Consider the following 26,061-nt stretch of genomic DNA (forward strand, 5'->3'; position numbering starts at 1 on the left):
CCGCGGAACCCTTCCGAGAGAGACCGCATGACCAGTACCCGACCGCTCCACCTCGCCGCCGAGCTCGCCCCGGGCTCCGGCCGGGCCGATCCGGGCCCGGACACCGCCGCGCGCACGGTCGCGCTCGCCCGCCTCGCCGAGGCCGCCGGGCTCGACTTCCTCACCCACGACGACTCCTTCGCCCGGCCCGGTCTCGACGCGCTCGCCGTCCTCGCCCGGGTCGCCCCGGAGACCCGCTCGATCGGCCTCGTGCCGACCGTGACCACCACCCACACCGAGCCCTTCCACGTCCAGGCCGCCGTCGCCACCCTCGACTGGGTGAGCCGGGGCCGGGCGGGCTGGCGGATCGGGGTCTCCCCGACCGGCGCCGAGGCCCGGCTCTTCGGCCGCCGCCCGGCCCCGCCGACCGCCGAGCTCTGGCAGGAGGCCGGCGAGGTCGCCGAGGTCTCCCGCAAGCTGTGGGACAGCTGGGAGGACGACGCCGAGATACGGGACGTGGCCACCGGACGGTTCGTCGACCGCCGCAAGCTGCACTACGTGAACTTCCAGGGCGCGACCTTCTCCGTCAAGGGCCCCTCGATCGTCCCCCGGCCCCCGCAGGGCAACCCGGTGACCGTCGTCGACGCCACCCGCCCCGCCGCCCGGGAGACCGCCGCCCACCACGCCGACGTGGCCCTGATCGCGGCCGCCACCGCCGAGGAGGCCGCCGCACTGCGCGCCGAACTGCACCGGGGCGCCCGCGCCCACGGCCGGGACCCCGGGCAGCTGCGCGTCCTGCTCTCGCTGACCGTCGACCTCGACGCGTACGAGGGCGGGCCCGGGGCGCTCGCCGGACTGATCGCGGACTGGCACGGCGGCGGGGCCGTCGACGGCTTCCACCTCGTGCCGGCCGTCCCGGAGCGGGACCTGGAGCGGTTCGCCGCCGTGACCGTGCCGCTGCTCGGGGACCGGGGCCTGTTCCGTACGTCCTACGCGGGCACCACCCTCCGCGACCACCTGGGACTGGCCCGCCCCGAGAGCCAGTACGCCACCGGCCCGCGCGTCGCCACGGGAGCGGGCGCATGAGCACTCCCCGGCCCCGCAAGCGGATCCACCTCGCCGCGCACTTCCCCGGCGTCAACTCCACCACCGTCTGGGCCGATCCGCGCTCCGGCTCACAGATCGACTTCTCCTCCTTCGAACACCTCGCCAGGACCGCCGAGCGAGGCCTCTTCGACTTCTTCTTCCTGGCGGAGGGGCTGCGGCTGCGCGAGCACGCGGGCCGCATCCACGACCTGGACGTCGTCGGCCGGCCCGAGTCGATCACCGTCCTGAACGCGCTGGCCGCCGTCACCGACCGGCTCGGCCTGGCCGCCACGGTCAACGCCACCTTCAACGAGCCCTACGAGCTGGCCCGGCGGCTCGCCTCGCTCGACCACCTCAGCGCGGGCCGGGCCGCCTGGAACGTGGTCACCTCCTCGGACGCCTTCACCGGCGAGAACTTCCGGCGCGGCGGCTACCTCGACCGGGCCGACCGGTACACCCGGGCCGCCGAGTTCCTCGCCACCGCCCGGGAACTGTGGGACTCCTGGACCCCCGAGGGCACTCCCGGCCCCTTCGCCCACAGCGGGCCGCAGTTCCGGATCGACGGCGCGTTCACCGTCCCGCGCTCCCCGCAGGGGCACCCGGTCGTCATCCAGGCCGGGGACTCGCCCGAGGGCCGGGAGTTCGCCGCCTCCGGCGCCGACGTGATCTTCACCCGCCACTCCACCCTGGAAGCGGGCCGGGAGTTCTACGCCGACGTCAAGGGCCGGCTCGCCCGGTACGGCAGGGAGCCCGGCGACCTGAGGATCATGCCGGGCGTGACGTACGTCCTCGGCGACACCGACGCCGACGCGCGGGAGAGGGCCGCCGAGATCCGCGCGCAGCAGGTCTCCCCGCAGAACGCGATCCTCGCCCTGGAGCAGGTCTGGGGCCGCGACCTGTCCGGCCACGACCCCGACGGGCCGCTGCCGGACGTCGACCCCGACCCGGACTCGGCGCTCGTCCAGGGCAGGGTGCGGGTCGCCGACCCGATCGGCACGGCCCGGAAGTGGCGGGCGCTCTCGGAGGCCAAGGGCCTGTCGATCCGGCAGACCGTCATTGAATCCACCGGCCGCCAGTCCTTCGTCGGCTCCCCGGAGACGGTCGCGGCGGCCCTGGAGGAGTTCGTCGCCACGGACGCCGCCGACGGCTTCATCCTCGTCCCCCACCTCACGCCCGGCGGCCTCGACGACTTCGTCGACCGGGTCGTCCCCCTCCTGCAGGAGCGCGGGGTCTTCCGCACCGAGTACACCGGCACGACGCTGCGGTCCCACCTCGGGCTCCGCGAGCCCGTACGAAAGGTCTGAGAAGCATGAGCACGGATCCACGGCAGGACTGGCGGGAGTGGCACGAGGCGCGCGAGGCCTCGGTCTCCGCTCCGTACGGCCTGCTCTCCCTCACGGGCAACCACTGGCTCTCCGATCACCCGGAGGGGCGAATTCCGGCCGTTCCGGGGAAGTGGCGGGCGGACGGCGACGAGGTGGTCCTGACGGCGACCGGCGAGGACGGCCTCACGGTCGACGGGAAGCCGTTCACCGGCACCGTCCGGCTCGCCGCCGACCAGGGGCCGGCCGAGGAGTCCCGGGTCGCGGCGGGGGAGCGGCGGATCGTGGTGCTGCGACGCGAAGGGGAGTGGGCCGTACGGGACTTCGACCCCGACGCGGAGACGCGCCGCGCCTTCCGGGGCATCGAGGCCACCCCGTACGACGAGCGCTGGGTGGTGCCCGGCGTCTTCCGCCCGTACGGGGAGACGCGCAGCGTGCGGGTCGAGAACGCCGACGGCCGGGAGCGGGGCCTCGGCCTCGCCGGCGAGCTGGTCTTCGCGCTGGACGGCGCCGAGCGCACGCTCCAGGTGGCCGTCGAGGAGGGCGGCTCGCTGTGGGCGGTCTTCGCGGACGCCACCAGCGGGCGCGGCAGCAACCGCTTCCGCTTCCTGAAGCCCCCGCCCCCGGCGGCGGACGGCACGGTGACGGTGGACTTCAACCGGGCGCTGCTGCCGCCGTGCGCCTTCGCGGACCACTTCCTCTGCCCGTTCCCGCCGCCGGGCAACACGCTCGACGTCGCCGTCCCGGCGGGGGAGCGGGGGCTCGCGGCGGGCTGATCGGCGGGGGAGCGGCGGCTCCCACCGGGATCGCGCGGCTGATCATCAACCCCGTGGTGGTGTGCGGTAGTTGACGGCTGTACGGCCGAAAGGCGCCCTTGCGGCGTGAAGTCGTACGGCCGGAGACTCCCCCACAGCGCAGGCCCCCGGGCCGCGCCTCACGGGCCCGACCCCCACGGCGGGCCCCCGATTCCTTTCGGGAGGAACGAGAAGTGAGGACCACGCGCACCACCCCCACGAGAACGATCCGGCTGCTCGCCGTCACCGCCGGTCTCGCCGCCGCCGCGGCGCTCGCCGTCCCCACCGCGAACGCCGGGACCACCGACGCCACCGGGACCACGGGCGCCTACGGCGCCGCCGCCCTCGCGGCGACCGGCGACGCCGTCCGCGCCGCCGACGTGGCCGGCACCGCCTGGCACGTCGACACCGCCACCGGCCGGCTCGTCGTCACCGCCGACTCCACCGTCAGCCAGGCGGAGATCGCGAGGATCAAGGAGCGGGCCGGGGCCAACGCCGCCGCCATCAAGGTCGAAAGGACCCCGGGCCGCTTCAGCAAGCTGATCTCCGGCGGCGACCCGATCTACGCCGACGCCGGCTGGCGCTGCTCCCTCGGCTTCAACGTCCGGGACGCCGCGGGCAACTACTTCTTCCTGACCGCCGGGCACTGCACCGACGGCGCCCGCACCTGGTACGCCAACTCCGCCAAGACCACCGTCCTCGGGACCACCGCCGGGTCCAGCTTCCCGGGCAACGACTACGGCCTGGTCCGCTACACCAACGCGTCCATCGCCAAGCCCGGCACCGTCGGCAGCGTGGACATCACGAGCGCCGGAAACGCCACGGTCGGCCTGTCGGTCACCCGCCGGGGCTCCACCACCGGCATCCACAGCGGCACCGTGACGGGCCTCAACGCCACCGTGAACTACGGCGGCGGCGACATCGTCTCCGGCCTGATCCGCACGAACGTCTGCGCCGAGCCCGGCGACTCCGGCGGTCCGCTCTACTCCGGCACCCGGGCCATCGGCCTCACCTCGGGCGGCAGCGGCAACTGCTCCTCGGGCGGGACGACCTTCTTCCAGCCCGTGACGGAGGCGCTGAGCGCGTACGGCGTGAGCGTGTTCTGACGACCCTGCCGGGGCGGGCGGCCCCGGCGCGAGAACGAGAAGGCCCCGGCGCTCCCGTGCCGGGGCCTTCCCGCGTCCCGGCGTGGCCGTGTCTTCAACTCCCGCATTATCAGATGGTCATGACGGCGCATCACTTTTTACCGACGCGTAACTTCCCAGTCGAGGCTACCCGTGCGTAGCTTGGCTGAAGCGCATCCCCACTTGTGGTCCGGACCGCAGGGCGTAGCACCCCACCTTTCCCCTTGAGCCGCAAGGAGATCGCCCGATGCTGCCCTGGAAGCACGCCGTCAGAGCGCTGTCCGTCCTGCTGCTGACCGCCGCCGCCACCCTCGCCCCCACCGCCGCCTCCGCCGCCCCCGACCGGGCCGGAACCGTCGCCGCCGCGCCCAGCCGTGGCTGGAACGACTTCTCCTGTAAGCCCTCCGCCGCCCACCCGCGCCCCGTCGTCCTCGTCCACGGCACCTTCGGCAACTCCGTCGACAACTGGCTCGGCCTCGCGCCGTACCTGGTCAACCGCGGGTACTGCGTCTTCTCGCTCGACTACGGGCAGCTCCCCGGCGTGCCCTTCTTCCACGGTCTCGGTCCCGTCGAGGCCTCCGCCGGGCAGCTCGCCACCTACGTCGACCGGGTCCTCGCCGCCACCGGCGCCCCCGAGGCCGATCTCGTCGGGCACTCGCAGGGCGGCATGATGCCCCGCTGGTACCTGAAGTTCCTCGGCGGCGCCGACAAGGTGAACGCGCTGGTCGGCATCGCCCCGAACAGCCACGGCACCACCCTGCTCGGCCTCACCAGGCTCCTTCCGTACTTCCCCGGGGTCGAGGACCTCATCAGCTCCAGCACCCCGGGCCTCGCCGACCAGGTCGCCGGCTCGCCCTTCGTCACCAAGCTCAACCAGGGCGGCGACACCGTGCCGGGGGTCCGCTACCACGTCATCGCGACCAAGTACGACGAGGTCGTCACGCCGTACCGCTCGCAGTTCCTGAGCGGCCCGAACGTCACCAACGTCCTCATCCAGGACAAGTGCGCGCTCGACCTCTCCGAGCACGTGGCGATCGGCACGGTGGACCGGGTCACCTTCCACGAGGTCGCCAACGCCCTCGACCCGGCCCGCGCGACTCCGACCACCTGCCTCTCCGTGGTCGGCTAGAAGAGCGCTCGGTACGCGGCCGGGGCCCTCGGGAGGGGCCCCGGCCGCGCTCGTCTTCGCTCCGTCGGCCCAATGGGAACGCCCTCTGATGGCGCAGTGTCACGGAATGAGCACTAATTGTCATCAGGTGTGCGTTTCTTGCACATCGTGAGACAGCCATGGTGGGCGTCCCGAAGGCGTCCACGAACGGAGCTTGTGACATGACCACCGAACTGCCCCAGATCCAGCCCACCGAGGACGGCAGGGAAGCGGGAGCGGAAGCGGAGATACGACCCCCCACAGACCATGCGGCGGAGCCGTCGACGGCCGAGGAAGCCACGGCCGAGTGGGAGACCTCAGCTCCCGGAGAGAACCCGCTCGCCGAGGAGGTTCCGGTCGCCGAGCGGATCCCGGACGCCGGGAACCCCCCGGCCGAGCAGGAGACTCCGGACCAGGACGAGACCGGCGACGAGGCGGTCCGCACGCTCCTGACCACGGCGGCGACCGAGCGCCCGGTGGAGGAGGTCGCCGCGCTCGTGGCCCGGCTCCAGGAGACCGGTGAGCTCTCCAGCCCCGCCGACGTGGCGCTCCGTGCGGCCGCCGTCACCCGCCCCCTGGACGAAGTGCGGGAACTGGTCGTCCTGTTGAACGCCTCCGGGTACGACCTCCACGAGGCCGAGACCACGCTGCGCGCCGCGGCGGTGGGGCGGCCGATCGAGGACGTGGTGCGGCTCGTCGGCATCCTCGGCACCGAGGGCGCCGACTGGCGGCCCGCCGCCGCTCCGGCCGCCGCCGCTTCCACCGTCGCTCCCGCCGTCCCGAAGCGCTCCCGGGGCGCCGCGCGGCCGACCAGGTCGCCCCTGGACGGCGCGCTGGCCATGGGACCCGGCAGCCACAGCACCTCCCCGGCGCTGCGGTCGGTCCTGCGCTGGCCGGCGGCGCTCGCCCTGGCCGCCTGCGGTCTCGTCCACCTGCCGACGGACCTCACGGGCCTGCGCTCGGGCGGCGACGCGGCGACGCTGTCCCTGGTCGTCACCGTGCTCTGCCTGGTGGGCGCCGCATGGCTCGCGGCGCGGGACACCCTGGTGGCCTGGGCGGCCGCGGCGGGCCTCGGCGTCGCCGTCATCGCGCTCCACGGGGTCGCGAGCGCCCGCACCGCCGATCTGCTGAGCGGCAGCCTCGGCGCCACGTCCGCCTGGGCGAAGGCCCTGGCCCTGCTGGGCGCCGTGGCCGTCGTCGCCCTGGCGGCCTCGGCCGTGGTGCGGCACACGAGAACGGCCGGCGCGGCGGACAACGCCTGACGCGCGGGCCGCCGCCCGGGAGCGGGAAACCGCCCCGGGCGGCGGCCGTACGGTCAGGCCCGGCGGCGCCGGGCGGTCCCGAAGAGCACGGCCGCACCGGCCGCGAGCACGGCGGCGCCGCCGATCGCGAGGTACGGGGTGCTGGAGTCGCCCCCCGTCTCGGCCAGCTCCACACCCGAACCGGACGTACCGGCGGGCGCGGGCGCGTTGGGCTCGGCCGGGGAGGCGGGGGCGGCCGGGGCGGCGTCCTGGGAGGCCGTCGCGGGGGCCTTCGTCCCCTCGGCAGCCTCGCTCCCGGCACCCTCGTTCCCGGCGCCCGTGTCCCCGGCGCCGGTCGCCGGGTCGTCGTCCCCGTGCCCGCCGTGCTCGACCGAGGACTGGTCCTTGCCGTCCTGGATCTGCTCGTCGGTGGGCGCGGAGGCGCTCGGCGCCGGAGCGCCGCCGTCCTGCCCGAACACCACGTCGGAGCAGGTGTAGAAGGCCTCGGGGGAGTCGGAGCGCTGCCAGATCGAGTAGACCAGGTGGCGGCCGGACTTCTTCGGCACGGTCCCCTGGAAGACGTAGTCGCCGTTCTGCATCCCCGGGTCGGTCACCGTCAGGAACGGCTTCGCCTCCAGGTCCGACCACTTCAGCGGCTTCGACGGGTCGTAGCCGTCCTTCGTCACGTACAGCTCGAACGAGCCCTTGTGCGGCGCGGTCCCCTTGTAGCGGAAGGTGTGCGCCCCGGAGCTCAGCCTGCTCGCCGGCCAGTCGGCCCGGGCCAGGTCGAGCCCGCGGTACTTGTCGTTGCCCGCGCTGCACAGCTTGCCGTCCGGGATCAGCTGCCGGTGCTGCCCGGCGGCGTTCGCGATGTTCACCGCGTTCCAGTCGTAGAACGCCTGCGTCCCGCTCGCCGCCACCGCCGCCTTGCAGGCCGCCGACCGCGGCGACTCCGGCCCCTCCGCGTAACAGGCCGAGACCCGGCTCACCGGATCCGTCATCGACCCGTGCCCGAACGCGGGCGCGGCCGAAAGCCCGGACAGGGCCAGCACGGTACCGGCGGTGACGACTGCGGCCGAACGACGAGAGGTCATGGGAGGACAGCTCCTTCACGAGGGCGAGCAAGGGGGGTTGCCCAGCAAGCTAGCCGCCCGAAACCGCGAAAAGGCCCGCGAGGAGGGGGCGGAGGCCATCCTTAGGGCCCCTTTAAGGAGCCACTAAGCGACGGCTGAGGAACCGTCCCGGCGGGCCCCTTCGGGGGAGTCCCGTCAGCCCAGCCGCCGGTACCGCCGCTCCGGTCGCCCCGTGCCGCCGTAGCGGAGGGTGACCTCCGCGCGGCCCGTTTCCGCGAAGTATTCGAGGTAGCGCCGGGCGCTGACGCGGGACAGGGAGCCCGCCTCGGCGCACTCCGTCGCCGAGAGGCCCTCCGGGTGGGCGCGGAGGACCGCGTCGACCAGGTCGGCGGTGGGGGCGGCGAGGCCCTTGGGGAGTTCGCGGGAGCCGCGCGGGCGGACGCCGAAGATCTGGTCGACGTCCTCCTGCCGGGCCTCGTCCAGGTCGTCGAGGCGGGTGCGCAGCGAGGCCACGTGGCGGAGCTGTTCGTGCAGCGCCGCCTGGCTGAACGGCTTGATCAGATAGTGCAGCGCCCCCGCCCGCAGCGCCGAGCGGATCGTCCCCGCGTCCCGCGCCGCCGTGATGAAGAGCGCGTCCGTGGCGTGCCCCGCCGCCCGCAGCTCCCGCAGCACCCGGACGCCGTCCATGTCGGGCAGGAACACGTCGAGCAGCACCAGGTCGGGCCGCAGCCGCCCGGCCGCGCGCAGGGCCTCGGCGCCGCTGTGCGCGACCCCGGCCACCGTGAAGCCCGCCACCGCCGACACATAGCGGCAGTGCAGCTTGGCGACCATGAAGTCGTCGTCGACCACCAGCACCCTCGTCACGCCGACCCACGCTAGGTCCCGACCACAACGACCACAACGTCCGTTGGTTGCGGAAGAGAGACAGCTTCTTAACGCGCGGGCAACATGTGGGCCACCTCACACCCCCTTTCCCTCCTACCTGAGAGGCGGCACACGTGCGGTTGCGCACCCCCTTCGCCCTCCTCGGAGCGGCGCTGCTCGTGCTGGTGGGTCCGCCGCTGCTCAGCCCGGGCAGCGGCTCCGACACCGGCACGCGGATCCCCGGCCTGCGCCTCATGGTCCCCAACACCCCCGGCGGCGGCTACGACATCACCGCCCGCACCGCCGCCAAGAACGCCGAGGAAGCCGGACTCACCGGCGACGTCGAGGTCTTCAACCTGCCCGGCGCGGGCGGCACCGTCGGCCTCACCCGGCTCGTCGGCGAACGCGGCAACGGGCGCCTCGCGATGTCCATGGGCCTCGGCGTCGTCGGCGCCGTCCACACCAACAAGACCCCGATCACCCTCGCCGACACCACCCCGATCGCCCGGCTCACCGAGGAGCAGGACATCGTCGTGGTCGCCAAGGACTCCCCGTACAAGACGATCGAGGACCTGCTCGCCGCCTGGAGGAAGGACCCCGGCAAGCTGCCCGTCGGCGGCGGCTCCTCGCCCGGCGGACCCGACCACCTCGCCCCCATGCTGATGGCCCGCGCCGCCGGGATCTCCCCGAAGGACGTCAACTACGTCCCCTTCGACGGCGGCGGCGAACTCCTCGCCTCCATCCTCGGGAACAAGGTCGCCTTCGGCGTCTCCGGCGTCGGCGAGTACCTCGACCAGATCGAGGCCGGCGAACTGCGCCTCCTCGCCGTCACCGGCCCGAAGCGCGTCCCCGGCCTCGACGCCCCCACCCTCCGCGAGGCCGGACTCGACACCGAGTTCACCAACTGGCGCGGCATCGTCGCCCCGCCCGGCCTCTCCGACGCCGAGCGCGACAAGCTCGTCGCCCTCGTCACCGCCCTGCACGGCTCCCCGCAGTGGCGCGCGTCGATGAAGACCCACGGCTGGGACGACGCCTTCCTCCCCGGCGAGCGCTTCGGCGACTTCCTCACCGAGCAGGACCGGCGCGTCGCCTCCGTACTGAAGGAGCTGGGACTGTGAAGCCGACCGTTCCCCCCTGGCTGCGCGGACGCTCCGAACTCGGCGTCGGAGCCCTCCTCTTCCTCCTCGGCGTCCTCGTCCTCACCGACGCCCTCACCCTCGACGACACCGTCACCGGACGCGGCCCGGTCGGCCCCGCCACCGTGCCCCTCGTCGTCGGCTGCGGCCTCCTCGTCGTCTCCGTCCTGCTCACCGTCGACGTCCTGCGCGGCGGCCGCGGCGAGGCCGAGGGCGGCGAGGACGTCGACCTGACCGAACCCGCCGACTGGCGCACCGTCCTGCTCCTGGCCGGCGTCTTCCTCGGCTTCGCCGTCCTCATCGGCCCCGTCGGCTTCCCCGTCGCCGGCGCCCTCCTCTTCTGGGGCGCCGCCTACGCCCTCGGCAGCCGCCACCTCCCCCGCGACCCGCTGATCGCGGCCGGCCTGTCGCTCCTCACCTACGCCGTCTTCGACCGGCTGCTCGGCGTCCCGCTGCCCGGCGGCCCCCTGATGGGAGTGATCTGACCCGTGGATTCCCTGAACTCCCTCATCGACGGCTTCGGGACCGCCCTCACCCCGGCGAACCTGCTCTGGGCCGCCCTCGGCGTGCTCCTCGGCACCGCCATCGGCGTCCTCCCCGGCATCGGCCCCGCCATGGCCGTCGCCCTGCTGCTCCCGGTGACCTACGGACTCGACCCGACCGGTGCCTTCATCATGTTCGCCGGCATCTACTACGGCGCCATGTTCGGCGGCTCCACCACCTCCATCCTGCTCAACACCCCCGGCGAGAGCGCGGCCGTCGTCGCCGCCATCGAGGGCAACCCGATGGCCAAGGCCGGCCGGGGCGCGCAGGCGCTCGCCGCCGCGGCCGTCGGCCACTTCGCCGGCGGCATGATCGGCACGATCCTGCTCGTCGTCCTCGCCCCGACCGTCGCCGCGCTCGCCGTCGACATCGGCGCCCCCGACTACCTCGCCCTGATGGTCCTCGCCTTCATCGCGGTGACCTCCGTCCTCGGCTCCTCCCGCGTCCGCGGCCTCGCCTCCCTGCTCATCGGCCTCACCATCGGCCTGGTCGGCCTGGACGCGATGACCGGACAGCAGCGCCTCACCTTCGGCTCGCTCCAGCTCGCCGACGGCGTGGACGTCGTCATCGTCGCGGTCGGCCTCTTCGCCATCGGCGAGGCCCTGTGGGTCGCCGCCCACCTGCGCCGCACCGAGGGCGAGGCCATCCCGGTCGGCCGCCCCTGGCTGGGCCGGGAGGACGTGAAGCGCACCTGGAAGCCCTGGCTGCGCGGCCCGTTCATCGGCTTCCCCTTCGGCGCCATCCCGGCCGGCGGCGCCGAGATCCCGACCTTCCTCTCGTACGTCACCGAGAAGCGGCTCTCGAAGCACAAGGAGCAGTTCGGCAAGGGCGCCGTCGAGGGCGTCGCCGGACCCGAGGCGGCGGCCTCCGCCTCCGCCGCCGGCACGCTCGTCTCCATGCTGACCCTCGGCCTGCCCACGACCGCCGTCGCCGCCGTGATGCTGGCCGCGTTCCAGCAGTACGGCATCCAGCCCGGACCGCTGCTCTTCGAGCGGGAGCCCGAGCTCGTGTGGGGCCTGATCGCCTCGCTCTTCGTCGGCATGGTGCTGCTGCTCGCGCTCAACCTGCCGCTCGCCCCCGTCTGGGCCAAGCTGCTGCGCATCCCCCGCCCGTACCTCTACGCCGGCATCCTCTTCTTCGCCGCCGTCGGCGCGTACGCGGTGGGCGGCGAGGCGCTCGACCTGGTCGTCCTGCTCGTCATCGGCCTGATCGGCCTCGGGATGCGGCGCTACGGCCTGCCGGTGCTGCCCGCCGTCATCGGCGTCATCCTCGGCCCGGCCGCCGAACAGCAGCTGCGCCGCGCCCTCCAGATCAGCGACGGCTCCCTGACCGGACTCGTGAACACCCCGTTCGCGATCACCGTGTACGCGGTCGTCGCGGTCCTGCTCACCTGGCCGCTCCTGCGGCGGGCGTTCCCCCGGCGCCCGGCCCCCTCCCCACCGAAGGGATGAACTTCGGCCATCTGACGGCCGGATCCGGGTATCCCTGGCGGGCAGTACCATCCCCCACCCCGAAGGGACCCCCTCATGCGCGTCCGGCTCGTTCTCGCCGCAGCCGCCCTGCTCACCGCCGCCGTCGCCCCCCTCGCCCACGCGGGAGGGGCCGACGGCCACCACTCCGCCGACCGGCCCACCGGGACCTCCGCCCGCGACGGCCACTTCACCAACGGCCTCTTCGTCGACGCGTACGGAACCGTCGCCGACGACGCCACCGTCACCCTCTCCGGCACCTACCGGTGCCTGGACGACGGCGCCGGCCCCGTCTTCGTGAGCTCCACCCTCGTCCAGGGGGACCGCTCCACCGGCATCGGCGGCACCCGGGCCGTCTGCGACGGGCACCTCCACACCTGGACCAACAGCTCCGTGGTGAAGGACCCCGCCTACGTCCCCGGCGCCGCCCGCGTGGAGGCCACCCTCCTCCAGCTCAGCGGGACGGGCCTGCCGCTGCCCCGCTTCCTCGCCACCGAGAAGGCGGACGTCACACTGCGCTGACCCCCCTAGGGAGCGTCCAGCAGGCCGACCAGACCGTCACGGCCGAGCGCCTCCAGCTCGTCGAGGGCGGCCACGGCCCGGGCCGCCGCCTCCGGATCGGAGGCGGCGAGACCGCTCGCTGCGAACTCGTCCTCGTCGAGCCGCAGCACCTCGCTGCCGTCCGCCGACACCCACAGGTCCAGGTCCAGGTCCTCGACCACCACCCCGGAGCCGCCGATCACGGGCGGCCGGGTGACGTCGCAGTACCAGCCCTTCAGAGAGCCGTCGGCGGACCGCACCTCCTTGACCGTGAACCAGCGGTCCCGCCAGTAGTGCTCCACGAAGACGTCGCCCGGCTCGAACCGCACGAAGCCGAAGTCCCGCACCCCCTCGGCCGCCCACGGCGCGCGCACCGAGAGCCGGCCCGGCTCCGCCACGAGCACCTCGGCCGGATAGCGGATCTTCGTCCGGCCCGCCTTCGTCAGGGTGACCTCAACCGAGCGCCCGGACATGCCGCACCTCCGTCGCCGCGATCGCGTAGCCGAACCACCTGTTGATCGCCAGCATCGGCCCGTTGCCCGCGTCGTTCCCGGTGAACGCCTCCGTGCAGCCCGCCTCCCGGGCCCGGTGCAGGGACGCGTTCTTCACCAGCTTGGCGAGCCCCCGGCCCCGGAAGGCCGGCGCCGTGCCCGTCATCCCCGTGCCGTACCGGCCGAGCCCGTCCGTCTGCGCCACGCTGAACGCGGCCGGCACCCCGTCCACCACCGCGACCGTCGTCAGTGACCGGTCGAGGAGGGGATGCTCCCAGGTGGTCTCCCGCCAGTGCGCGTAGTCGTCCATCGCGACCGACACGTCGCCCGGCTCGTCCGCGGTCGTCACCGCGTCCAGCTCGAACAGCGGCCGGGGATCGGCCGCGAAGTCCTCGGCCGTCACCAGCTCGACCCCGGACGGCGGCGCCTGGAGCGGCGGCAGCCCGGCCCCCGCCAGGTCGAGCCGCAGGAAGTGCGCCGAGCGGCTGGGGGAGTACCCCCGCCGCTCCGCCCAGCCCCGGTGCTCCGGCGCGTCCAGGACCCAGCTGTAGAGGGTGCGCGCGCCGTGCGCGGCCAGGTGCTCCTCGGCGGCGCGCAGCAGCAGCGTCCCCGCGCCGCGCCCCTGGTGGGCGGGGTCCACGTACACGTTGAGGGAGCCGACGCCCGGCTCCGGCGAGTCGTGGGCGATCCGCAGCTGGACGGTTCCCACGACCTCGCCGTCCCCGTCCCCGTCCACGGCGACGAACGGGCGCGCGTGGCTCCCGGGATGGGCGTGCGCCCAGTCGAACAGGAACTGTTCCGCGGTCGCGAGCATGAAGGGGAGGGCGGCACGGCGGACCCGGGCGTAGCCCTCGGCGTCCCCGGGCCGTACATCACGGACGATCACAGTCATGTGGGCGCACGCTACGGGCAGAGCGCGTACCGCCGCCTCCCCTTTTCCGGCGGGGTGGGGGCAGAATCGGCGGGTGACACTCACCATCGTCGTGGACCACGAATCCACCACCGCTCCCTACGAACAACTGCGTGCCCAGATCTCGGAGCGGGCCCGGTCGGGCGGACTGCCGGTCGGCTACAAACTGCCGACGGTACGGGGACTCGCGGAGCAGCTGGGGCTCGCAGCGAACACGGTCGCCAAGGCGTACAAGGCCCTTGAGGCGGACGGGGTCATCGAGACGCGCGGGCGCCACGGGACCTTCGTCGCCGCCGCCGGGGACGCGGCGAGCCGCCGGGCCGCCAGCGCCGCCGCCCAGTACGCCGAGGAGACCCGCCGCCTCGGCCTCAGCCGCGAGGCCGCAGAGGCGGCGATGAGCGAGGCCCTGCGGGCGGCGTACGACAGCTAGCGCCCCCCGAAGAGCGCTACAGGTACAGCCCCGCCCCCGCCGTGCGGGGCTCGGGAAGGTCCGCCGGGGGCGTGCCGCGACGGAGCGCGAACAGCTCCGCCAGCGTCGCGCCCTCGCGCGGCACGTCCTCCTCGCGCCCCAGCCACGCCACCGACTCGGCCCGGCTCAGCGGCCCCACCTCGATGCGGGCCAGACAGCGACCCGGCCGGACCACGGCCGGGTGCAGCCGCTCCAGGTCCTCGTTGGTGGTGACCCCGACCAGGACGTTCCGCCCCTGCCCGAGCAGGCCGTCCGTCAGGTTGAGCAGCCGGGACAGGGCCTGCCCCGCCGTGTGCTTCGCCTCACCCCGGATCAGCTCGTCGCAGTCCTCCAGGAGCAGCAGCCGCCAGCGGCCCTTCGCCGTGCCCTCGTCCTCCCCGATGGCGATGTCCATCAGATAGCCGACGTCGTTGAAGAGCCGCTCCGGGTCGAGGACGCAGTCCACCTGGCACCAGTCCCGCCAGGACCGCGCCAGGGTCCGCAGCGCGGACGTCTTGCCGGTCCCCGGCGGCCCGTGCAGCAGCAGGAGGCGCCCCGCGATGGAGTCCGGCGTCACCTTCATCAGCCGGTCCATGGAATCGGCCACCGACGCCGCGTAGTTGGGCCGGACCTCCTCCCACGTCCCGGCGCTGATCTGCCGGGTGGTGCGGTGCGGGCCGCGCCGGGGCGACACGTACCAGAAGCCCATCGTCACGTTCTCGGGCTGCGGCTCCGGCTCGTCCTTCGCCCCCTCCGTGGCCTCGCCGAGGATCCGCCGCGCCAGCTCCTCGTCCGTGGCCGTCACGGTGACGTCCGCGCCCCGGTTCCAGCGGGAGACCAGGAGCGTCCAGCCCTCGCCCTCGGCGAGCAGGGCGCTGCGGTCGTCGTCCTTCGAGGCCCGCAGCACGCGCGCGCCCGCCGGGAGCAGCGTGGCCTCCGGCTTGACCCGGTCCAGGGTGGTGCTGTGGGAGTGGGGCTGCTCGCCGGTCGCGAAGCGGCCGAGGAACAGCGCGTCGACGACGTCCGACGGCGAGTCGCTGTCGTCGAGGTTCAGCCGGATCGGCAGCGACCGCTGCGGTGCGGACGGTACCGGTGGGGTGTCAGCCATGGCGCCCATGATCCGGCAACCGGGTGCGCGGCGCACCGTCTTTTGGGCGGGGCGCGCCCCCGGTCGCCGGAGTGGCGGTACGTCAGATCCAGTGGCCGCGCAGCGCGCCCCGGGCGCGCCGGGCGAGCGCGTACCCCTTCGTCATGGCCCGGTCGGCCGCGAAGTTCCGCGCGATCGCCCGGCCCTCGATCAGCCGGACGAACTCCTCGATGCCGGTGGACCGGCGCACGGTCACCCGTTCCAGGGCGTACGGCCCCTGGCGGCGGCGGGCGAGCGCGTTCCCGACGGCGAGCGCCTGGGCGAACCCGGCCTCCCGGACCGCCCGGCGGACCCGCCGGCTGGAGTACCCGTACGGGTAGGCGAAGGAGACCGGCGCGGAGCCGAGCTCCTCGCCGACGATCTCCCGGCAGCGCAGCGTCTCGAACCGGAGCCGTGCCGCGTCGAGCTGGTCGAGCTGCGGGTGGCTGTGGCTGTGGCCGCCGATCTCCGTTCCCGCGTCGGCCAGTTCGCGCACCTGCGCCCAGTCGAGCATGGTGTCGAGGGCGCCGCCCCCGTCGTGCTTGCCGCGCAGCCAGCCGGTGGAGACGAAGACGGTGCTCGCGAAGGAGTGCTTCGCGAGCACCGGCAGGGCGTGCCGGTGCACGCCCTCGTAGCCGTCGTCGAAGGTGACGAGCAGCGGCCGCGCGGGCAGCGGCGCCCCGTTCCGCCAGGCGGCGGCGAGCCCGGCGGTGGTCAGCGGGGTGAACCCCCGCTCGGCGACCGCCTCCATCTGCGCGGCGAACGCCCCGGGCGTGACGGAGAGGCCGAGGGCGGCGGGGGCGGGGTCCCGGTCGACGGCGTGGTACATGAGGACGGGGACGGGAGTGTTCCCGGAAGTGTCCGTCACGTGGCCACCCCCTCGGCGGCTTCGTTCCCGCTCCGTCCGGAGGTGCGTCCGGCGGCGTGCTCGTCGGTGTGCTCGTCGGTGCGTTCGATCGGGCCCCAGGAGAAGGTGGTGCCGGAGCGGCGGGCCCGCAGCTGTCCGAGGGCGTAGCCGCCGGCCGCGAGGGCCACCCCGGTGACGATGGCCCCGGCGCGGCCCGCGCCGCCGGAGCGGCCGCGCAGCGCGTCGCGCACTCCGCGCAGGACGCCGGCGGGCAGCACCCGGGTGGTGTAGCGCCGTTCGGACTCCAGGCCCTTCTGCGCGCCGACGCTCCGCGCGACGAGCGCCTTGGAGAGCCCCTCGGCGTACACCCGGGTGCGGAAGTAGCCGAAGCGCTCGCGGGCGGCGGGCACCTTGTGGTGGATGACCGCCCGGTCGTCCATGAGCAGCACCGCCTCGGGCAGCGCCTTGGAGAGCCGGATGCACAGCTCGGTCTCCTCGCCGCCCAGGGGCCGCCGGTCGCCGTCCCGGCCGATGCCGGTGGCGAAGCCGCCCGCCGCGTCGAAGGCCGTACGGCGGAAGGAGGCGTTGCCGCCGAGCACGTTCCGCACGGGGACGCGGCCCGGGGCCAGGCCCCGGTACGTACAGCCGACGACCCAGTCGAACTCCTCGGGGAACCAGGCCGGGCGGCGGCCGGACGCCCAGGCGGGCAGGGTCCGGCCGCCGACGGCCATGACGCGCGGGTCGTCGTAGGCGGCGGCGAAGTGGTGGAGCCAGTCCCGCTCGGCGACGGCGTCGTCGTCGAGGAAGGCCACGAACTCGCCGCGCGCGGCGGCGATTCCGGTGTTGCGGCCGGCGGAGAGGCCGCGGGGGCCCGCGTTGGCGAGCACCCGCACCTCCTCCCGGAGCCCTGCGTCCGCGTACTCCTCGGCGAGCCGTGCGCGCAGACGCTCGTTGTGGTCGACCACGAGGAGCGTCTCCAGCGGCGGCAGCGACTGCTTCCGTACGGAGTCGACGGCGGCGAGGATGTCCTCCCACCGGTCCTCCGTGTAGACGCAGACGACCACCGAGAAGCCGTGCGGGGACGTGCCGTCGCTCAAGACACCTCTCCCCGGGGGACGTTCACCGAGAAGGGGGCGGGCCGGCGGCGGGCCGCCTTGGCGAGGGACTTCTCCTTGAGGATGACCTTCAGGACCCGGATGCCGTCGCGCACGGCGTTGAGGTTGCTGACGCCGTGGATGCGGTTGTACTCGTGGCTCGGCACCTCCTGCACCTTGAGGCCGGCCTTGACGACCCGGATGTTGATCAGGGTCTCGATCTCGAATCCGGTGCAGTCGAGGGTGATCTTGTCGAGGCAGTGGCGCCAGAAGGCGTTGTAGCCGTAGCAGAGGTCGGTGTAGCGGGCGCCGAACTTGCGGTTGACGAGCGTGCAGAGGGCCCAGTTGCCGAGTCTGCGGATGGTCGTCATGTCGTCCGTGCCGCCGCCGTTGGCGAAACGGGATCCCTTGGCGAAGTCCGCGCCGCCGACGAGGGCGGAGACGTAGGAGACGATCTCCTGGCCGTCGGCCGAGCCGTCCGCGTCGACCATGACGATGATGTCACCGGTGCAGGCGGCGAAACCGCTGATCAGCGCGTCGCCCTTGCCCTTTCCGACCTGCTTGACGACCTTGACGTCCGGCCAGAGTTCACGGGCGACGTCGACCGTGTTGTCGGTGGAATTTCCGTCGACGAGGACGACTTCGTGAATCCAGTCCGGCAACGTCTTGAAGACGTACGGAAGATTTTCGGCCTCGTTCATCGCGGGAATGACCACGCTCACCGGCGGAGTGATCGCCAGATGTGAGGTGATGGCCCGGTACTGGGCGGCTATTCGACTCGGCTCGGTCAATTCTTGGCCCGTGGCGGCCGGGCGCAGGAACGAGCTCATGGGTCTTTTTTCCCTCTCGTCCGGTGGGCCGCCCACCCCTTGGGCGGTCCGATGGTGTGTCCGGTTCGAAAGGGGGGTTCTCGCCATTCCGCGCGGAAACGATCACCTTGCGGGACCGGCGAGTTGGCATGGCTGGCCGCGCGGTACCCGCGACTCGGCGCACGTTCGGACACCGAGCACGGCACCCCCCTACCGCGCCCCGCACCGGGGCCACCGCGACGCTAGAGCCCTCCCCTGAGCCGCTTTGCATGATGGACCGGTGCGGGTGAGATGTACGACGGTATTGATGAATGGGACTGTATGGCAAGTCCCGGATCTGTGACCTGCTTTCCCGTAGTTTGACGGAGCTTCAGCGGTCGGATACGCGCTCGTCCCGGTCGGATTCGATCAATCCGACGATGCGTCGGGGGGTGGTGGGGTGAGGGCGTACTCCTGTGCATTGATGTGCGAACGTGTCGCGATCCTGTGGTTTCCCGGGGTCGTAAGCGGGAGTGGAGCGTCCGCTTCCTCTCCTGGCCGGATTTCGATGGTCCATGACGGAGGATCGGAGGAAGTTCATCCCCAGTTTTGACATGGACACTTCCGGGGCGGCGGATCCGCTGCTACTACCTGGTAACGCAGAGATCCTGCTACAGGGAGGTTCCATGAGACTGTCCCGATTCACCGCCCTCTCCTCCTCGCTCCTCCTCGGCGCCGTCCTCGCCCTCACCGGGGCGGGCGCCGCCCAGGCCGCGGAGAGCGCCGCCCTCGACTACGTGGCGCTGGGCGACTCGTACTCCTCCGGCGTGGGAGCCGGCAGCTACGACGGCGCCAGCGGCTCCTGCAAGCGCTCCACGAAGGCGTACCCGGTCCTCTGGAAGAACGCGAACGCCCCCTCCTCGTTCGCCTTCACCGCTTGCTCGGGCGCCCGAACGGGTGATGTGACCGCGAATCAGCTGGGACCGCTCTCGGCCGCCACCGACCTGGTCTCCGTCACGATCGGGGGAAATGACGCCGGTTTCGCCGACGTCATGACGACCTGTGTGCTCCAGTCCGAGTCCACCTGCGTCAATCGCGTGAATCAGGCCAAGGCCTACGTCGACTCCACCCTGCCCGGCAAGCTCGACTCCGTGTACGACGCGATCAGGAGCAAGGCGCCCAACGCCCGTGTGATCGTCCTCGGTTACCCGCGCTTCTACCAGCTGAACGGCACCTGCGTCGCCGGCCTGAGCGAGGGCGAGCGCAGGGCCATCAACGGAGCCTCCGACCACCTCAACGCCGCCGTGGCCAAGCGCGCCGCCGACCACGGCTACACCTTCGTCAGCGTCGTCTCCGCCTTCACCGGACACGAGATCTGCTCCGGCTCGGCCTGGCTGCACAGCGTCAACTGGCTCAACATCGGCGAGTCGTACCACCCGACCGCCGCCGGACAGTCCGGCGGCTACCTGCCGCCCTTCAGGAACGCGGTGTAGCCGGTACGCCGTCCGCCCCCGTGGCGCCGGGACCGGCCGGAACGGTGCTCGTGACACCGCCCGGCGCACCCGGACCGGCGCCCGGCCCGTCGTCCCGCACCGCGTGGTAGACCAGCGCCCCCGCGATGAGCAGCGCCCCGACGACCCCGGCCACCAGGACGGGGACCCGGCGGGGCGCCCCGCGCTTCCGGGCGGGCGGAGTGCCGTGCGCGGAGGCCGTGGCGTCGCCGCGGGCGCTTCGGGGCGGGACGGGCGCACCGGCGCCGGTGCCGGTCGGCGACCCGCCGCCCGGCGCACCGCCGTCCGGCCGGGGTCCGCTCCCGCGCGTCCGCGAGCCGCCCGTGTCCTTCCGCGCGCCGTCCCCGTCCGCCCCCGCGCCGCCCGCGGGCGTCCGTGCGCCGCCGCCCGCCACCCGGCGCAGCTCCCGCTCGGCCCGGTCCGCCGTCACGGCGTCCTCCGGGTCCCCGTCCAGGAGCGCGTCGATCACGGAGCCCAGCGGGCCGGACCGGTCGTCCGCGGCCGTCTCCAGGAGCGCCCCCAGGGAGCGCAGTTCCGCCGCCGGGCCCGCGTCGTCCTCCGGCGCGCCGCCGAAGCCGGTGACGACCACCCGGCCGTCGTTCCCCAGGAGCACGTGCTCCGCCCGCACGCCCGGGTGGGGGACGCCGGCCTCCCGGGCCGCCCGCAGCCCGGCCAGGACCTCGGCGCCGACGCGCGCGGCCTCGCGCGCGGGCAGCGGCCCGCCCGCCTCCAGGGTCTCGGCGAGGGTGAGGCCCCGGACCAGCTCCGTCACCGTCCAGGGCCGGCCGTCCTCGGTGACCACGCCGAGGACCCGTGCGACGGAGGGGTGGGAGATCCGCGCGGCGGCCCGCGCCGCGCGCTCCCGCCGCGCGTGCAGCAGGGGTGCCTCGTCCGCCGGGAGTCCGGGCGGCACCCGGGAGTCCTTCAGGGCCACCTCGTGGCCGTCCGTCTCGTCCAGGGCGCGCCAGACGGTGCCCGTCGCCCCCTCGGCCAGGACGTCCAGAAGCCGGTAACGACCCGCGATCACCGTCATGGATCCACGGTAGCCGAGGAGCGCCCTCCCGGCTCCCGGCCCGCATCGGCCCGGGCTGCCGGACCCCGCCGTTGGATCTTGGTGGTGGAGATCACACGGTCCTCCGTGCCTCCGGGGTTCACTCCGGAGTGCAGGATGGTTCGTGACGGTTCGACAGGTGTTCGAGCCCTGTCCAACTCGCCCTGGAATCAGATGGATTCGGAGGGTGACCGTCAACCCCCGTACGGGTGCGTTGAATCCCCTCGCCGGGATACACGGGTGTCATGACGGGGCGATAGGGTTAACCTGCCCGGGTCGGGTGCCCTTGTACGGGTGGGGAGTGACATGGAACAGATAGCAATGCGCAGCAGGCCGCGAGTGCCTGCCATCACCTGCGGGAGCAGCGCGACCAGTTCGCGGCTCGACCGTCATCTCGCGGTGCTCGGCGGACCCGCCGTGCCCCAGCGCGAGGTGGCCGAGGCGACCCTGCTGATGCGGGAACTGACGACGCGTACGCACGAGACGCCGGTGCACGGCCACCGCAGCCGCAGCGCCCGGGTCTCGCTCTTCGCACCGCTCCGCCGACTCCGCCGCTCCCTCTTCGGCACCCGCCGCTAGCCCACCCCGGTCCCGGCCACCCGTACGGCCCCGACCACGACTCCGCCGGACGTGTCCCCGCCCGTCCGGCGTTCGTCGTGTCCGTACCGCTCATCCGTACTGCCCGTTGCTACCGGCCGTCCGTACCGGCCGTCCCCGCCCGGACCCGTCAGACGATCACGCCCGCGTCCCTGAGCTCCTTCACCTCCGCCTCCCGCAGACCGAGCCCGGCGAGCACCTCGTCCGTGTCCTGTCCCAGGGCCGGGATCCGGTCCATCCGGGGCTCCGGCGCGTCCGGGAAGACGATCGGCGGGAGCAGCGTCCGCAGCGGCCCGACCGGCGACTCCACCTCCCGCCACCGGTCACGGGCCGTCAGCTGCGGATGGTCCGCCAGCTCCGCCACCGAGTTGAGCCGGGCGCAGGCGATGCCCGCCGCGTCGAGCCGGGCGAGCGCCTCCTCCGCCGTCAGCGGGGCCAGCGCCGCCGCGACCGCCGCGTCCGTCGCCGCGCGCCCCGCCACCCGCGCCGCGTTCGTCGCGAAGGCCGGATCGTCGGCCAGGCCGGGCCGCCCGAGCACCTGCCCGGCGAGCCGCCGCCACTCCCGGTCGTTCTGCACGGAGAGCAGCACCAGGCCCCCGTCCGCCGTCGGATAGGCGTCGTACGGGGCGATCACCGCGTGCGCGAGCCCCGTGCGCGCCGGGGCTTCGCCCCCGTGCGCCCCGTGGTGGAGCGGATGTCCCATCCACTCGGCCAGCGCGTCGAGGAGGGAGACCTCCACCGGCCCGCCCCGGCCGGTCGTGCCGCGCCGCACGAGCGCGGCGAGGACGCCCGAGAAGGCGTACATCCCGGCGGCGATGTCGGCTGCCGGGATGCCCGACTTGACGGGCTGCTCCGGGGTCCCGGTCACCGACACGAGGCCCGCCTCGCACTGGACGAGCATGTCGTACGCCCGCCGGTGCGCGTACGGCCCCTCCGCCCCGTACCCGGAGACGTCCACGGCGATCAGCCGGGGGTGCGCGGCGGACAGGGTGGCGGCGTCGAGGCCGAGACGGGCCGCGGCCCCCTGCGCGAGGTTCTGCACGAAGACGTCGGCGCCGGCCGTCAGCCGCCGGACGAGGGCCAGGCCCCGGGGGTCCTTGAGGTCGATCGCCACCGACTCCTTGCCGCGGTTGCACCACACGAAGTGGGAGGCCAGGCCCCGGGCGGCGGTGTCGTAGCCGCGGGCGAAGTCGCCGCCGTCGGGGCGCTCGACCTTGACGACGCGGGCGCCGAGGTCGGCGAGCTGGCGGGTGGCGAAGGGCGCGGCGACGGCCTGCTCGACGGCGACGACCGTGATTCCTTCGAGGGGGAGTGGCTGAGTGCTCATGACCGCCCTGCCTACCCTGCCGGACCGGCCCCTGTCATCAGGAGACGCGTCACCCCGCCCCGCTGCCCCGCCGCCTCCGCCCCGTCGCGGTCACAGCAGTACGAACTGCCCCTCCGGGCCCTCCTCCCGGTGGTCCAGTACGGACGCGGGGCGGCGGGCCCGGGCGGGCGGCGGCAGCACCCCGGCGGCCCGCAGCGCCGCCGTGCCGTCCGCCGCGCCGTCCGCCGCTTCCTCCGCCGCCCGTGCCGCGAGGGCCGCCCGCTCCGGCTCCCGCGCCCCGAGCAGCGCGAGCACGGTGATCAGGTCGAGCAGCTCCGAGGTCCACTCCTGCGGCCAGGCGGCCGGACCGATCGCCTCCAGGGAGCCGGGCTCCGCCGGAGCGGTCCGGTGCGCGAACCACTGCTCCAGGACCCGCGCCCCGCCGACCCGGAACTCCCAGGCCTCCGCCGGTACGGGGGAGATCCGGCCCCCGTCGAGGAGCAGCGCCTCGTCCTCGGAGTCGTACGCCATCGTCGTCGGACGGGCGGGGACCGCGGCCCGCACGTAGGGGCGGCGGCCGCCGGGCAGGCGGGGCTTCGTCCCGCTCAGGGCGCCCCGCAGCTGCACGTCGAGGAGGTCCCGGCCGAGCGCCACGCCCGCCGTCCAGACCTCCGGGCCCGCGGGGAGGGGGACGCGGCACCCGGCGGGGGAGGGGAGGGCCGCCGCCACCGTCCACGCCAGCCAGTCGAGGGCGCCGGCCTCCTGCCCGTACCGCCGCCCGAGGAAGTCCAGGAGTCCGGGCGCGAGGTTGGGCTCGTGGCCGCCGGGGCGCCGGAACAGCGGCCGGATCCGGCCCGGGCGGCCCGCCGGGGAGCGGCCCGCCGGCAGCGCGGCCGTCACCAGGAGCGCGGGCCCGGCCGCCCCCGGCGCGTACCCCTGCTCGACGGCGAACAGCTGCGGCTCCCCGGCGACCCGCCACAGCTCCGGCCGGGCGGTGTCGATCAGCCGGTGGTCGGGGAGCAGCCACTGCTCGTCGAACGGCCCATGCGCCACCCGCACCGGCGCCGGGCACGGGCCCGCCTCGCGCGCGAACCGCACGGTCCCGGTGCGCTGTCCGGGCAGCGAGGCCACCGCGCTCGCCTGGGTCCGCGCCCGGCTGGGCCGGAACAGTGCCTCGCGCTCGGCCCCCTCGGCGGCCACGAGCCGGTCCCAGCGGGTCCGCAGCGTCCGCGCGTCGGGGGCCACGATCCAGGAGCGGCCGAACCGCGGCGGGGCCACGGACCACGGCATCAGCTCGTCGAGGAGGGGCGCGTCCTGCGGCCGGGCGTCATCGGTCACGCCCCGCATGGTAATGACCGCCGTCCGTGCGGCTCCAGCGCCTCAGTGCGCCTCGACCGTGACCGTGAAGGAGAAGCGGTCGCCGCGGTAGCGGATGCGGGCCACGTCGACGACCCGGCCGTCCTCGTCGTAGGTCACGCCCGTGTAGTGGAGGATCGGGGAGAGCAGCGGCACCTGGAGGAGGCCCGCCGTCTCCGGGTCGGCGAGGCGGGCCTCGACCGTGTCCGTGATGCGGCTGATCCGCACCCCGACCACGTCTCGCAGCACCTTCGTCATCGGCCAGCGCTCCAGGTCCGCCGGGTCGATCGCGGCGGCGAGCCCGGGGAGCACCGCGTTCTCCGCCCAGTTCGTCGGCTCGCCGCTCTCCCCGTCGCTGCGCAGCCGCCGGTACGCCACGACCTCGGGCACGTCGGGGAAGTACTCCGCGAGCTCCCCGGGCACCGGCTCGGCGCCGTGCCCGAGGACCGTCGTCCGCTCGCCCGACTGCTGGGCCACGATTGCGTCGATCGAGCCGAGCAGCCGGCGCGGGGTGGAGCGGCGGGCGCCCGGCTCGATGAAGGTGCCGCGCCGCCGGTGCCGGCTGATCAGGCCCTCCTCCTCCAGCTCCTTGAGGGCCTGGCGCATGGTCAGCACGCTCACGCCGTAGTGCGCGGCGAGCTGCTCCTCGGTGGGCAGCCGCAGCGAGGCGTCGGGCGTGCGGCCCAGTATCGAGGCGCGCAGCGACTGCGAGACCTGGTACCAGAGCGGCAGCTTGCGGTTCAGGACCAGCGAATCGGGAGCGAAGGCGGTCACGGGTCCTCCGTACGGAGACTACGGGCTTACGGCCGAGACGTTACGGCCGGAAATGGCGCTCCAGACCCTGCCACACGTCGTCGTACCCCTTCTGCAGATGGTCGGCGTTCGCGGCCTGCGGGGTCGCGGTCACCGGCCAGCGGGTCTCGAACATGAAGGCCAGGCCGTCGTCGATCTTCTGCGGCTTCAGCTCGGCGGCACTGGCCTTGTCGAAGGTCTCCCGGTCGGGGCCGTGCGCGGACATCATGTTGTGCAGCGAGCCGCCGCCGGGCACGAAGCCTTCGGCCTTCGCGTCGTACGCGCCCTCGATCAGGCCCATGTACTCGCTCATCACGTTCCGGTGGAAGTACGGCGGCCGGAAGGTGTCCTCGCCGACCAGCCAGCGCGGGGCGAAGGCCACGAAGTCCACGTTCGCGAGGCCGGGGGTGTCGGTGGGCGAGGTGAGGACCGTGAAGATCGACGGGTCGGGGTGGTCGTAGGAGATCGTCCCGATGACGTTGAAGCGGTGCAGGTCGTAGACGTACGGGGTGTGGTTGCCGTGCCAGGCGACGACGTCGAGCGGGGAGTGCCCGTACGTCGCGGACCAGAGGTTGCCGCAGTACTTGTTGACCACCTCGACCGGGCCCTCGACGTCCTCGTAGGCGGCGACCGGGGCCCGGAAGTCCCGGGCGTTGGCCAGGCCGTTGGCGCCGATCGGACCGAGGTCGGGGAGCTGGAAGGGGGCGCCGTAGTTCTCGCAGACGTAGCCGCGGGCGGTCTCGTCGAGCAGCTCGACGCGGAAGCGGACCCCGCGCGGGATCAGCGCGACCTCGCCGGGGCGGGCGGCGAGCAGGCCCAGCTCGGTGCGGAGCAGGAGGCCGCCGCGCTCGGGGACGATCAGCAGCTCGCCGTCCGCGTCGCCGAAGACCCGCTCCATGGAGGCGTTGGCGTGGTAGAGGTGCACGGCCATGCCGGTGCGCTGGGTCGCGTCGCCGTTGCCGCCGAGCGTCCACAGACCGGCCAGCCAGTCGGTGTCGGGGGCCGGGTCGGGCAGCGGGTTCCAGCGCAGCCGGTTGGGGTCGGGCACGGTCTCGGTGAAGGGGGCGCCGCGCAGCGCGCCGTTGTCGATCCGGGCGTACGGCGGGTGCGCGGCCGACGGGTGGATCCGGTAGAGCCAGGAGCGGCGGTTGTGCGACCGCGGCTCGGTGAAGGCGCTGCCGCTGAGCTGCTCGGCGTAGAGGCCGAGGGGGGCGCGCTGCGGTGAGTTGCGGCCGTGCGGCAGCGCGCCGGGGATCGCCTCCGAGCTGTGCTCGTTGCCGAAACCGGTGCTGTAGGTGAGCGCCTCGGCCGTCTTCCTGGCCTGCTCCGTGGTCATCGCCCGCTCCTGTCCTGAGCCCGCAAGAGAATCCTATGGGAGACCATAGGATTCCGCACGGCTCCCGTCAACGGTGCGCCGGGCGGCGGT

At 74.0% G+C, this 26,061-nt stretch carries 26 protein-coding genes; 13 read left to right on the plus strand and 13 right to left on the minus strand.

Features of this window, described 5'->3' with window-relative positions; genetic code table 11:
* Nucleotides 1-27 precede the first annotated feature (27 nt).
* The 6 genes from ACIQD7_RS23090 to ACIQD7_RS23115 all read left to right on the plus strand — a co-directional run bounded on the left by ACIQD7_RS23090 (nt 28) and on the right by ACIQD7_RS23115 (nt 6,714).
* The gene (locus ACIQD7_RS23090) at nt 28-1,065 is read left to right on the plus strand and encodes an LLM class flavin-dependent oxidoreductase (protein WP_402443884.1); all 1,038 of its coding nucleotides are present in this window, start codon (nt 28-30) and stop codon (nt 1,063-1,065) included.
* Nucleotides 1,062-2,369 carry an NtaA/DmoA family FMN-dependent monooxygenase gene (locus ACIQD7_RS23095; protein WP_121833075.1) on the plus strand — a complete coding sequence of 436 codons (1,308 nt, stop codon included), beginning with the start codon at nt 1,062-1,064 and terminating at the stop codon, nt 2,367-2,369. The genes ACIQD7_RS23090 and ACIQD7_RS23095 overlap by 4 nt, the downstream gene beginning before the upstream one ends.
* A 5-nt stretch (nt 2,370-2,374) precedes the next feature.
* Nucleotides 2,375-3,163 (plus strand): DUF1684 domain-containing protein, encoded by a 789-nt coding sequence (locus ACIQD7_RS23100; RefSeq protein WP_402443886.1) that lies wholly within the window; start codon nt 2,375-2,377, stop codon nt 3,161-3,163.
* Between the two features lie 212 nt (nt 3,164-3,375).
* Complete coding sequence (locus tag ACIQD7_RS23105) at nt 3,376-4,287, plus strand: S1 family peptidase (RefSeq protein ID WP_402443888.1); 912 nt, start codon at nt 3,376-3,378, stop codon at nt 4,285-4,287.
* Nucleotides 4,288-4,552: 265 nt separating this feature from the next.
* Nucleotides 4,553-5,434 (plus strand): alpha/beta fold hydrolase, encoded by an 882-nt coding sequence (locus ACIQD7_RS23110; RefSeq protein ID WP_351973753.1) that lies wholly within the window; start codon nt 4,553-4,555, stop codon nt 5,432-5,434.
* Between the two features lie 200 nt (nt 5,435-5,634).
* Nucleotides 5,635-6,714 (plus strand): hypothetical protein, encoded by a 1,080-nt coding sequence (locus ACIQD7_RS23115; RefSeq protein ID WP_402443890.1) that lies wholly within the window; start codon nt 5,635-5,637, stop codon nt 6,712-6,714.
* Nucleotides 6,715-6,767: 53 nt separating this feature from the next.
* Here ACIQD7_RS23115 and ACIQD7_RS23120 read toward each other — a convergent pair whose 3' ends face one another.
* Nucleotides 6,768-7,787 (minus strand): lytic polysaccharide monooxygenase, encoded by a 1,020-nt coding sequence (locus ACIQD7_RS23120; protein WP_402443894.1) that lies wholly within the window; start codon nt 7,785-7,787, stop codon nt 6,768-6,770.
* 174 nt (nt 7,788-7,961) lie between these two features.
* On the minus strand, nt 7,962-8,630 hold the full coding sequence (locus ACIQD7_RS23125) for a response regulator (RefSeq protein ID WP_402443896.1): 669 nt from the start codon (nt 8,628-8,630) through the stop codon (nt 7,962-7,964).
* Between the two features lie 134 nt (nt 8,631-8,764).
* Between ACIQD7_RS23125 and ACIQD7_RS23130 the strand changes: the two genes are divergently transcribed.
* The 4 genes from ACIQD7_RS23130 (at nt 8,765) to ACIQD7_RS23145 (ending at nt 12,300) form a co-directional block, all read left to right on the plus strand.
* Nucleotides 8,765-9,748, plus strand: a complete 984-nt coding sequence (locus ACIQD7_RS23130; protein WP_383415017.1) for a Bug family tripartite tricarboxylate transporter substrate binding protein — start codon at nt 8,765-8,767, stop codon at nt 9,746-9,748.
* Entirely contained in the window at nt 9,745-10,251 is a 507-nt protein-coding gene (locus ACIQD7_RS23135) for a tripartite tricarboxylate transporter TctB family protein (protein ID WP_121833172.1), read from the plus strand. Before ACIQD7_RS23130 ends, ACIQD7_RS23135 begins: the two co-directional genes overlap by 4 nt.
* Before the next feature lie 3 nt (nt 10,252-10,254).
* Nucleotides 10,255-11,760 (plus strand): tripartite tricarboxylate transporter permease, encoded by a 1,506-nt coding sequence (locus tag ACIQD7_RS23140; RefSeq protein WP_402443898.1) that lies wholly within the window; start codon nt 10,255-10,257, stop codon nt 11,758-11,760.
* Nucleotides 11,761-11,835: 75 nt separating this feature from the next.
* Nucleotides 11,836-12,300 (plus strand): DUF6299 family protein, encoded by a 465-nt coding sequence (locus ACIQD7_RS23145; RefSeq protein ID WP_402443900.1) that lies wholly within the window; start codon nt 11,836-11,838, stop codon nt 12,298-12,300.
* A gap of 5 nt (nt 12,301-12,305) precedes the next feature.
* Here the strand turns inward: ACIQD7_RS23145 and ACIQD7_RS23150 are convergent, their stop codons facing one another.
* Together ACIQD7_RS23150 and ACIQD7_RS23155 are read right to left on the minus strand one after the other, a co-directional pair.
* The gene (locus ACIQD7_RS23150) at nt 12,306-12,791 is read right to left on the minus strand and encodes a DUF402 domain-containing protein (RefSeq protein ID WP_402443902.1); all 486 of its coding nucleotides are present in this window, start codon (nt 12,789-12,791) and stop codon (nt 12,306-12,308) included.
* The gene (locus tag ACIQD7_RS23155; RefSeq protein WP_402443904.1) at nt 12,772-13,701 is read right to left on the minus strand and encodes a GNAT family N-acetyltransferase; all 930 of its coding nucleotides are present in this window, start codon (nt 13,699-13,701) and stop codon (nt 12,772-12,774) included. The genes ACIQD7_RS23150 and ACIQD7_RS23155 overlap by 20 nt, the downstream gene beginning before the upstream one ends.
* Nucleotides 13,702-13,774: 73 nt before the next feature.
* Here ACIQD7_RS23155 and ACIQD7_RS23160 point away from each other — a divergent pair, with 73 nt between their 5' ends.
* Entirely contained in the window at nt 13,775-14,149 is a 375-nt protein-coding gene (locus ACIQD7_RS23160) for a GntR family transcriptional regulator (protein WP_121833177.1), read from the plus strand.
* 16 nt (nt 14,150-14,165) lie between these two features.
* Here the strand turns inward: ACIQD7_RS23160 and ACIQD7_RS23165 are convergent, their stop codons facing one another.
* The 4 genes from ACIQD7_RS23165 to ACIQD7_RS23180 all read right to left on the minus strand — a co-directional run bounded on the left by ACIQD7_RS23165 (nt 14,166) and on the right by ACIQD7_RS23180 (nt 18,064).
* Nucleotides 14,166-15,284, minus strand: a complete 1,119-nt coding sequence (locus tag ACIQD7_RS23165) for a DUF5925 domain-containing protein (protein WP_402443906.1) — start codon at nt 15,282-15,284, stop codon at nt 14,166-14,168.
* Nucleotides 15,285-15,357: 73 nt separating this feature from the next.
* Entirely contained in the window at nt 15,358-16,122 is a 765-nt protein-coding gene (locus ACIQD7_RS23170; RefSeq protein ID WP_402444199.1) for a polysaccharide deacetylase family protein, read from the minus strand.
* A gap of 35 nt (nt 16,123-16,157) precedes the next feature.
* Nucleotides 16,158-17,237 carry a glycosyltransferase family 2 protein gene (locus ACIQD7_RS23175; protein ID WP_402443908.1) on the minus strand — a complete coding sequence of 360 codons (1,080 nt, stop codon included), beginning with the start codon at nt 17,235-17,237 and terminating at the stop codon, nt 16,158-16,160.
* Nucleotides 17,234-18,064 carry a glycosyltransferase family 2 protein gene (locus ACIQD7_RS23180; RefSeq protein WP_161374704.1) on the minus strand — a complete coding sequence of 277 codons (831 nt, stop codon included), beginning with the start codon at nt 18,062-18,064 and terminating at the stop codon, nt 17,234-17,236. The genes ACIQD7_RS23175 and ACIQD7_RS23180 overlap by 4 nt, the downstream gene beginning before the upstream one ends.
* A 644-nt stretch (nt 18,065-18,708) precedes the next feature.
* Here ACIQD7_RS23180 and ACIQD7_RS23185 point away from each other — a divergent pair.
* Nucleotides 18,709-19,515 (plus strand): SGNH/GDSL hydrolase family protein, encoded by an 807-nt coding sequence (locus tag ACIQD7_RS23185; protein ID WP_402443911.1) that lies wholly within the window; start codon nt 18,709-18,711, stop codon nt 19,513-19,515.
* Here the strand turns inward: ACIQD7_RS23185 and ACIQD7_RS23190 are convergent.
* Nucleotides 19,499-20,566 carry a protein kinase gene (locus ACIQD7_RS23190; protein WP_402443913.1) on the minus strand — a complete coding sequence of 356 codons (1,068 nt, stop codon included), beginning with the start codon at nt 20,564-20,566 and terminating at the stop codon, nt 19,499-19,501. The genes ACIQD7_RS23185 and ACIQD7_RS23190 overlap by 17 nt on opposite strands.
* Before the next feature lie 324 nt (nt 20,567-20,890).
* Here ACIQD7_RS23190 and ACIQD7_RS23195 point away from each other — a divergent pair, with 324 nt between their 5' ends.
* Complete coding sequence (locus ACIQD7_RS23195; RefSeq protein WP_121834013.1) at nt 20,891-21,163, plus strand: hypothetical protein; 273 nt, start codon at nt 20,891-20,893, stop codon at nt 21,161-21,163.
* Nucleotides 21,164-21,311: 148 nt separating this feature from the next.
* Here ACIQD7_RS23195 and ACIQD7_RS23200 read toward each other — a convergent pair whose 3' ends face one another.
* The 4 genes from ACIQD7_RS23200 to hmgA form a co-directional block, all read right to left on the minus strand.
* Complete coding sequence (locus ACIQD7_RS23200) at nt 21,312-22,508, minus strand: CaiB/BaiF CoA transferase family protein (protein ID WP_402443915.1); 1,197 nt, start codon at nt 22,506-22,508, stop codon at nt 21,312-21,314.
* A gap of 90 nt (nt 22,509-22,598) precedes the next feature.
* The gene (locus ACIQD7_RS23205; protein ID WP_402443917.1) at nt 22,599-23,834 is read right to left on the minus strand and encodes a type ISP restriction/modification enzyme; all 1,236 of its coding nucleotides are present in this window, start codon (nt 23,832-23,834) and stop codon (nt 22,599-22,601) included.
* Nucleotides 23,835-23,867: 33 nt separating this feature from the next.
* The gene (locus ACIQD7_RS23210; protein WP_121832962.1) at nt 23,868-24,617 is read right to left on the minus strand and encodes a GntR family transcriptional regulator; all 750 of its coding nucleotides are present in this window, start codon (nt 24,615-24,617) and stop codon (nt 23,868-23,870) included.
* 40 nt (nt 24,618-24,657) lie between these two features.
* Nucleotides 24,658-25,971, minus strand: a complete 1,314-nt coding sequence (gene hmgA / locus ACIQD7_RS23215; RefSeq protein ID WP_402443919.1) for a homogentisate 1,2-dioxygenase — start codon at nt 25,969-25,971, stop codon at nt 24,658-24,660.
* Nucleotides 25,972-26,061 lie beyond the last annotated feature (90 nt).

Origin of the sequence: Streptomyces sp. NPDC093071 (assembly GCF_044754545.1) — a bacterium.
Lineage (GTDB): Bacteria > Actinomycetota > Actinomycetes > Streptomycetales > Streptomycetaceae > Streptomyces.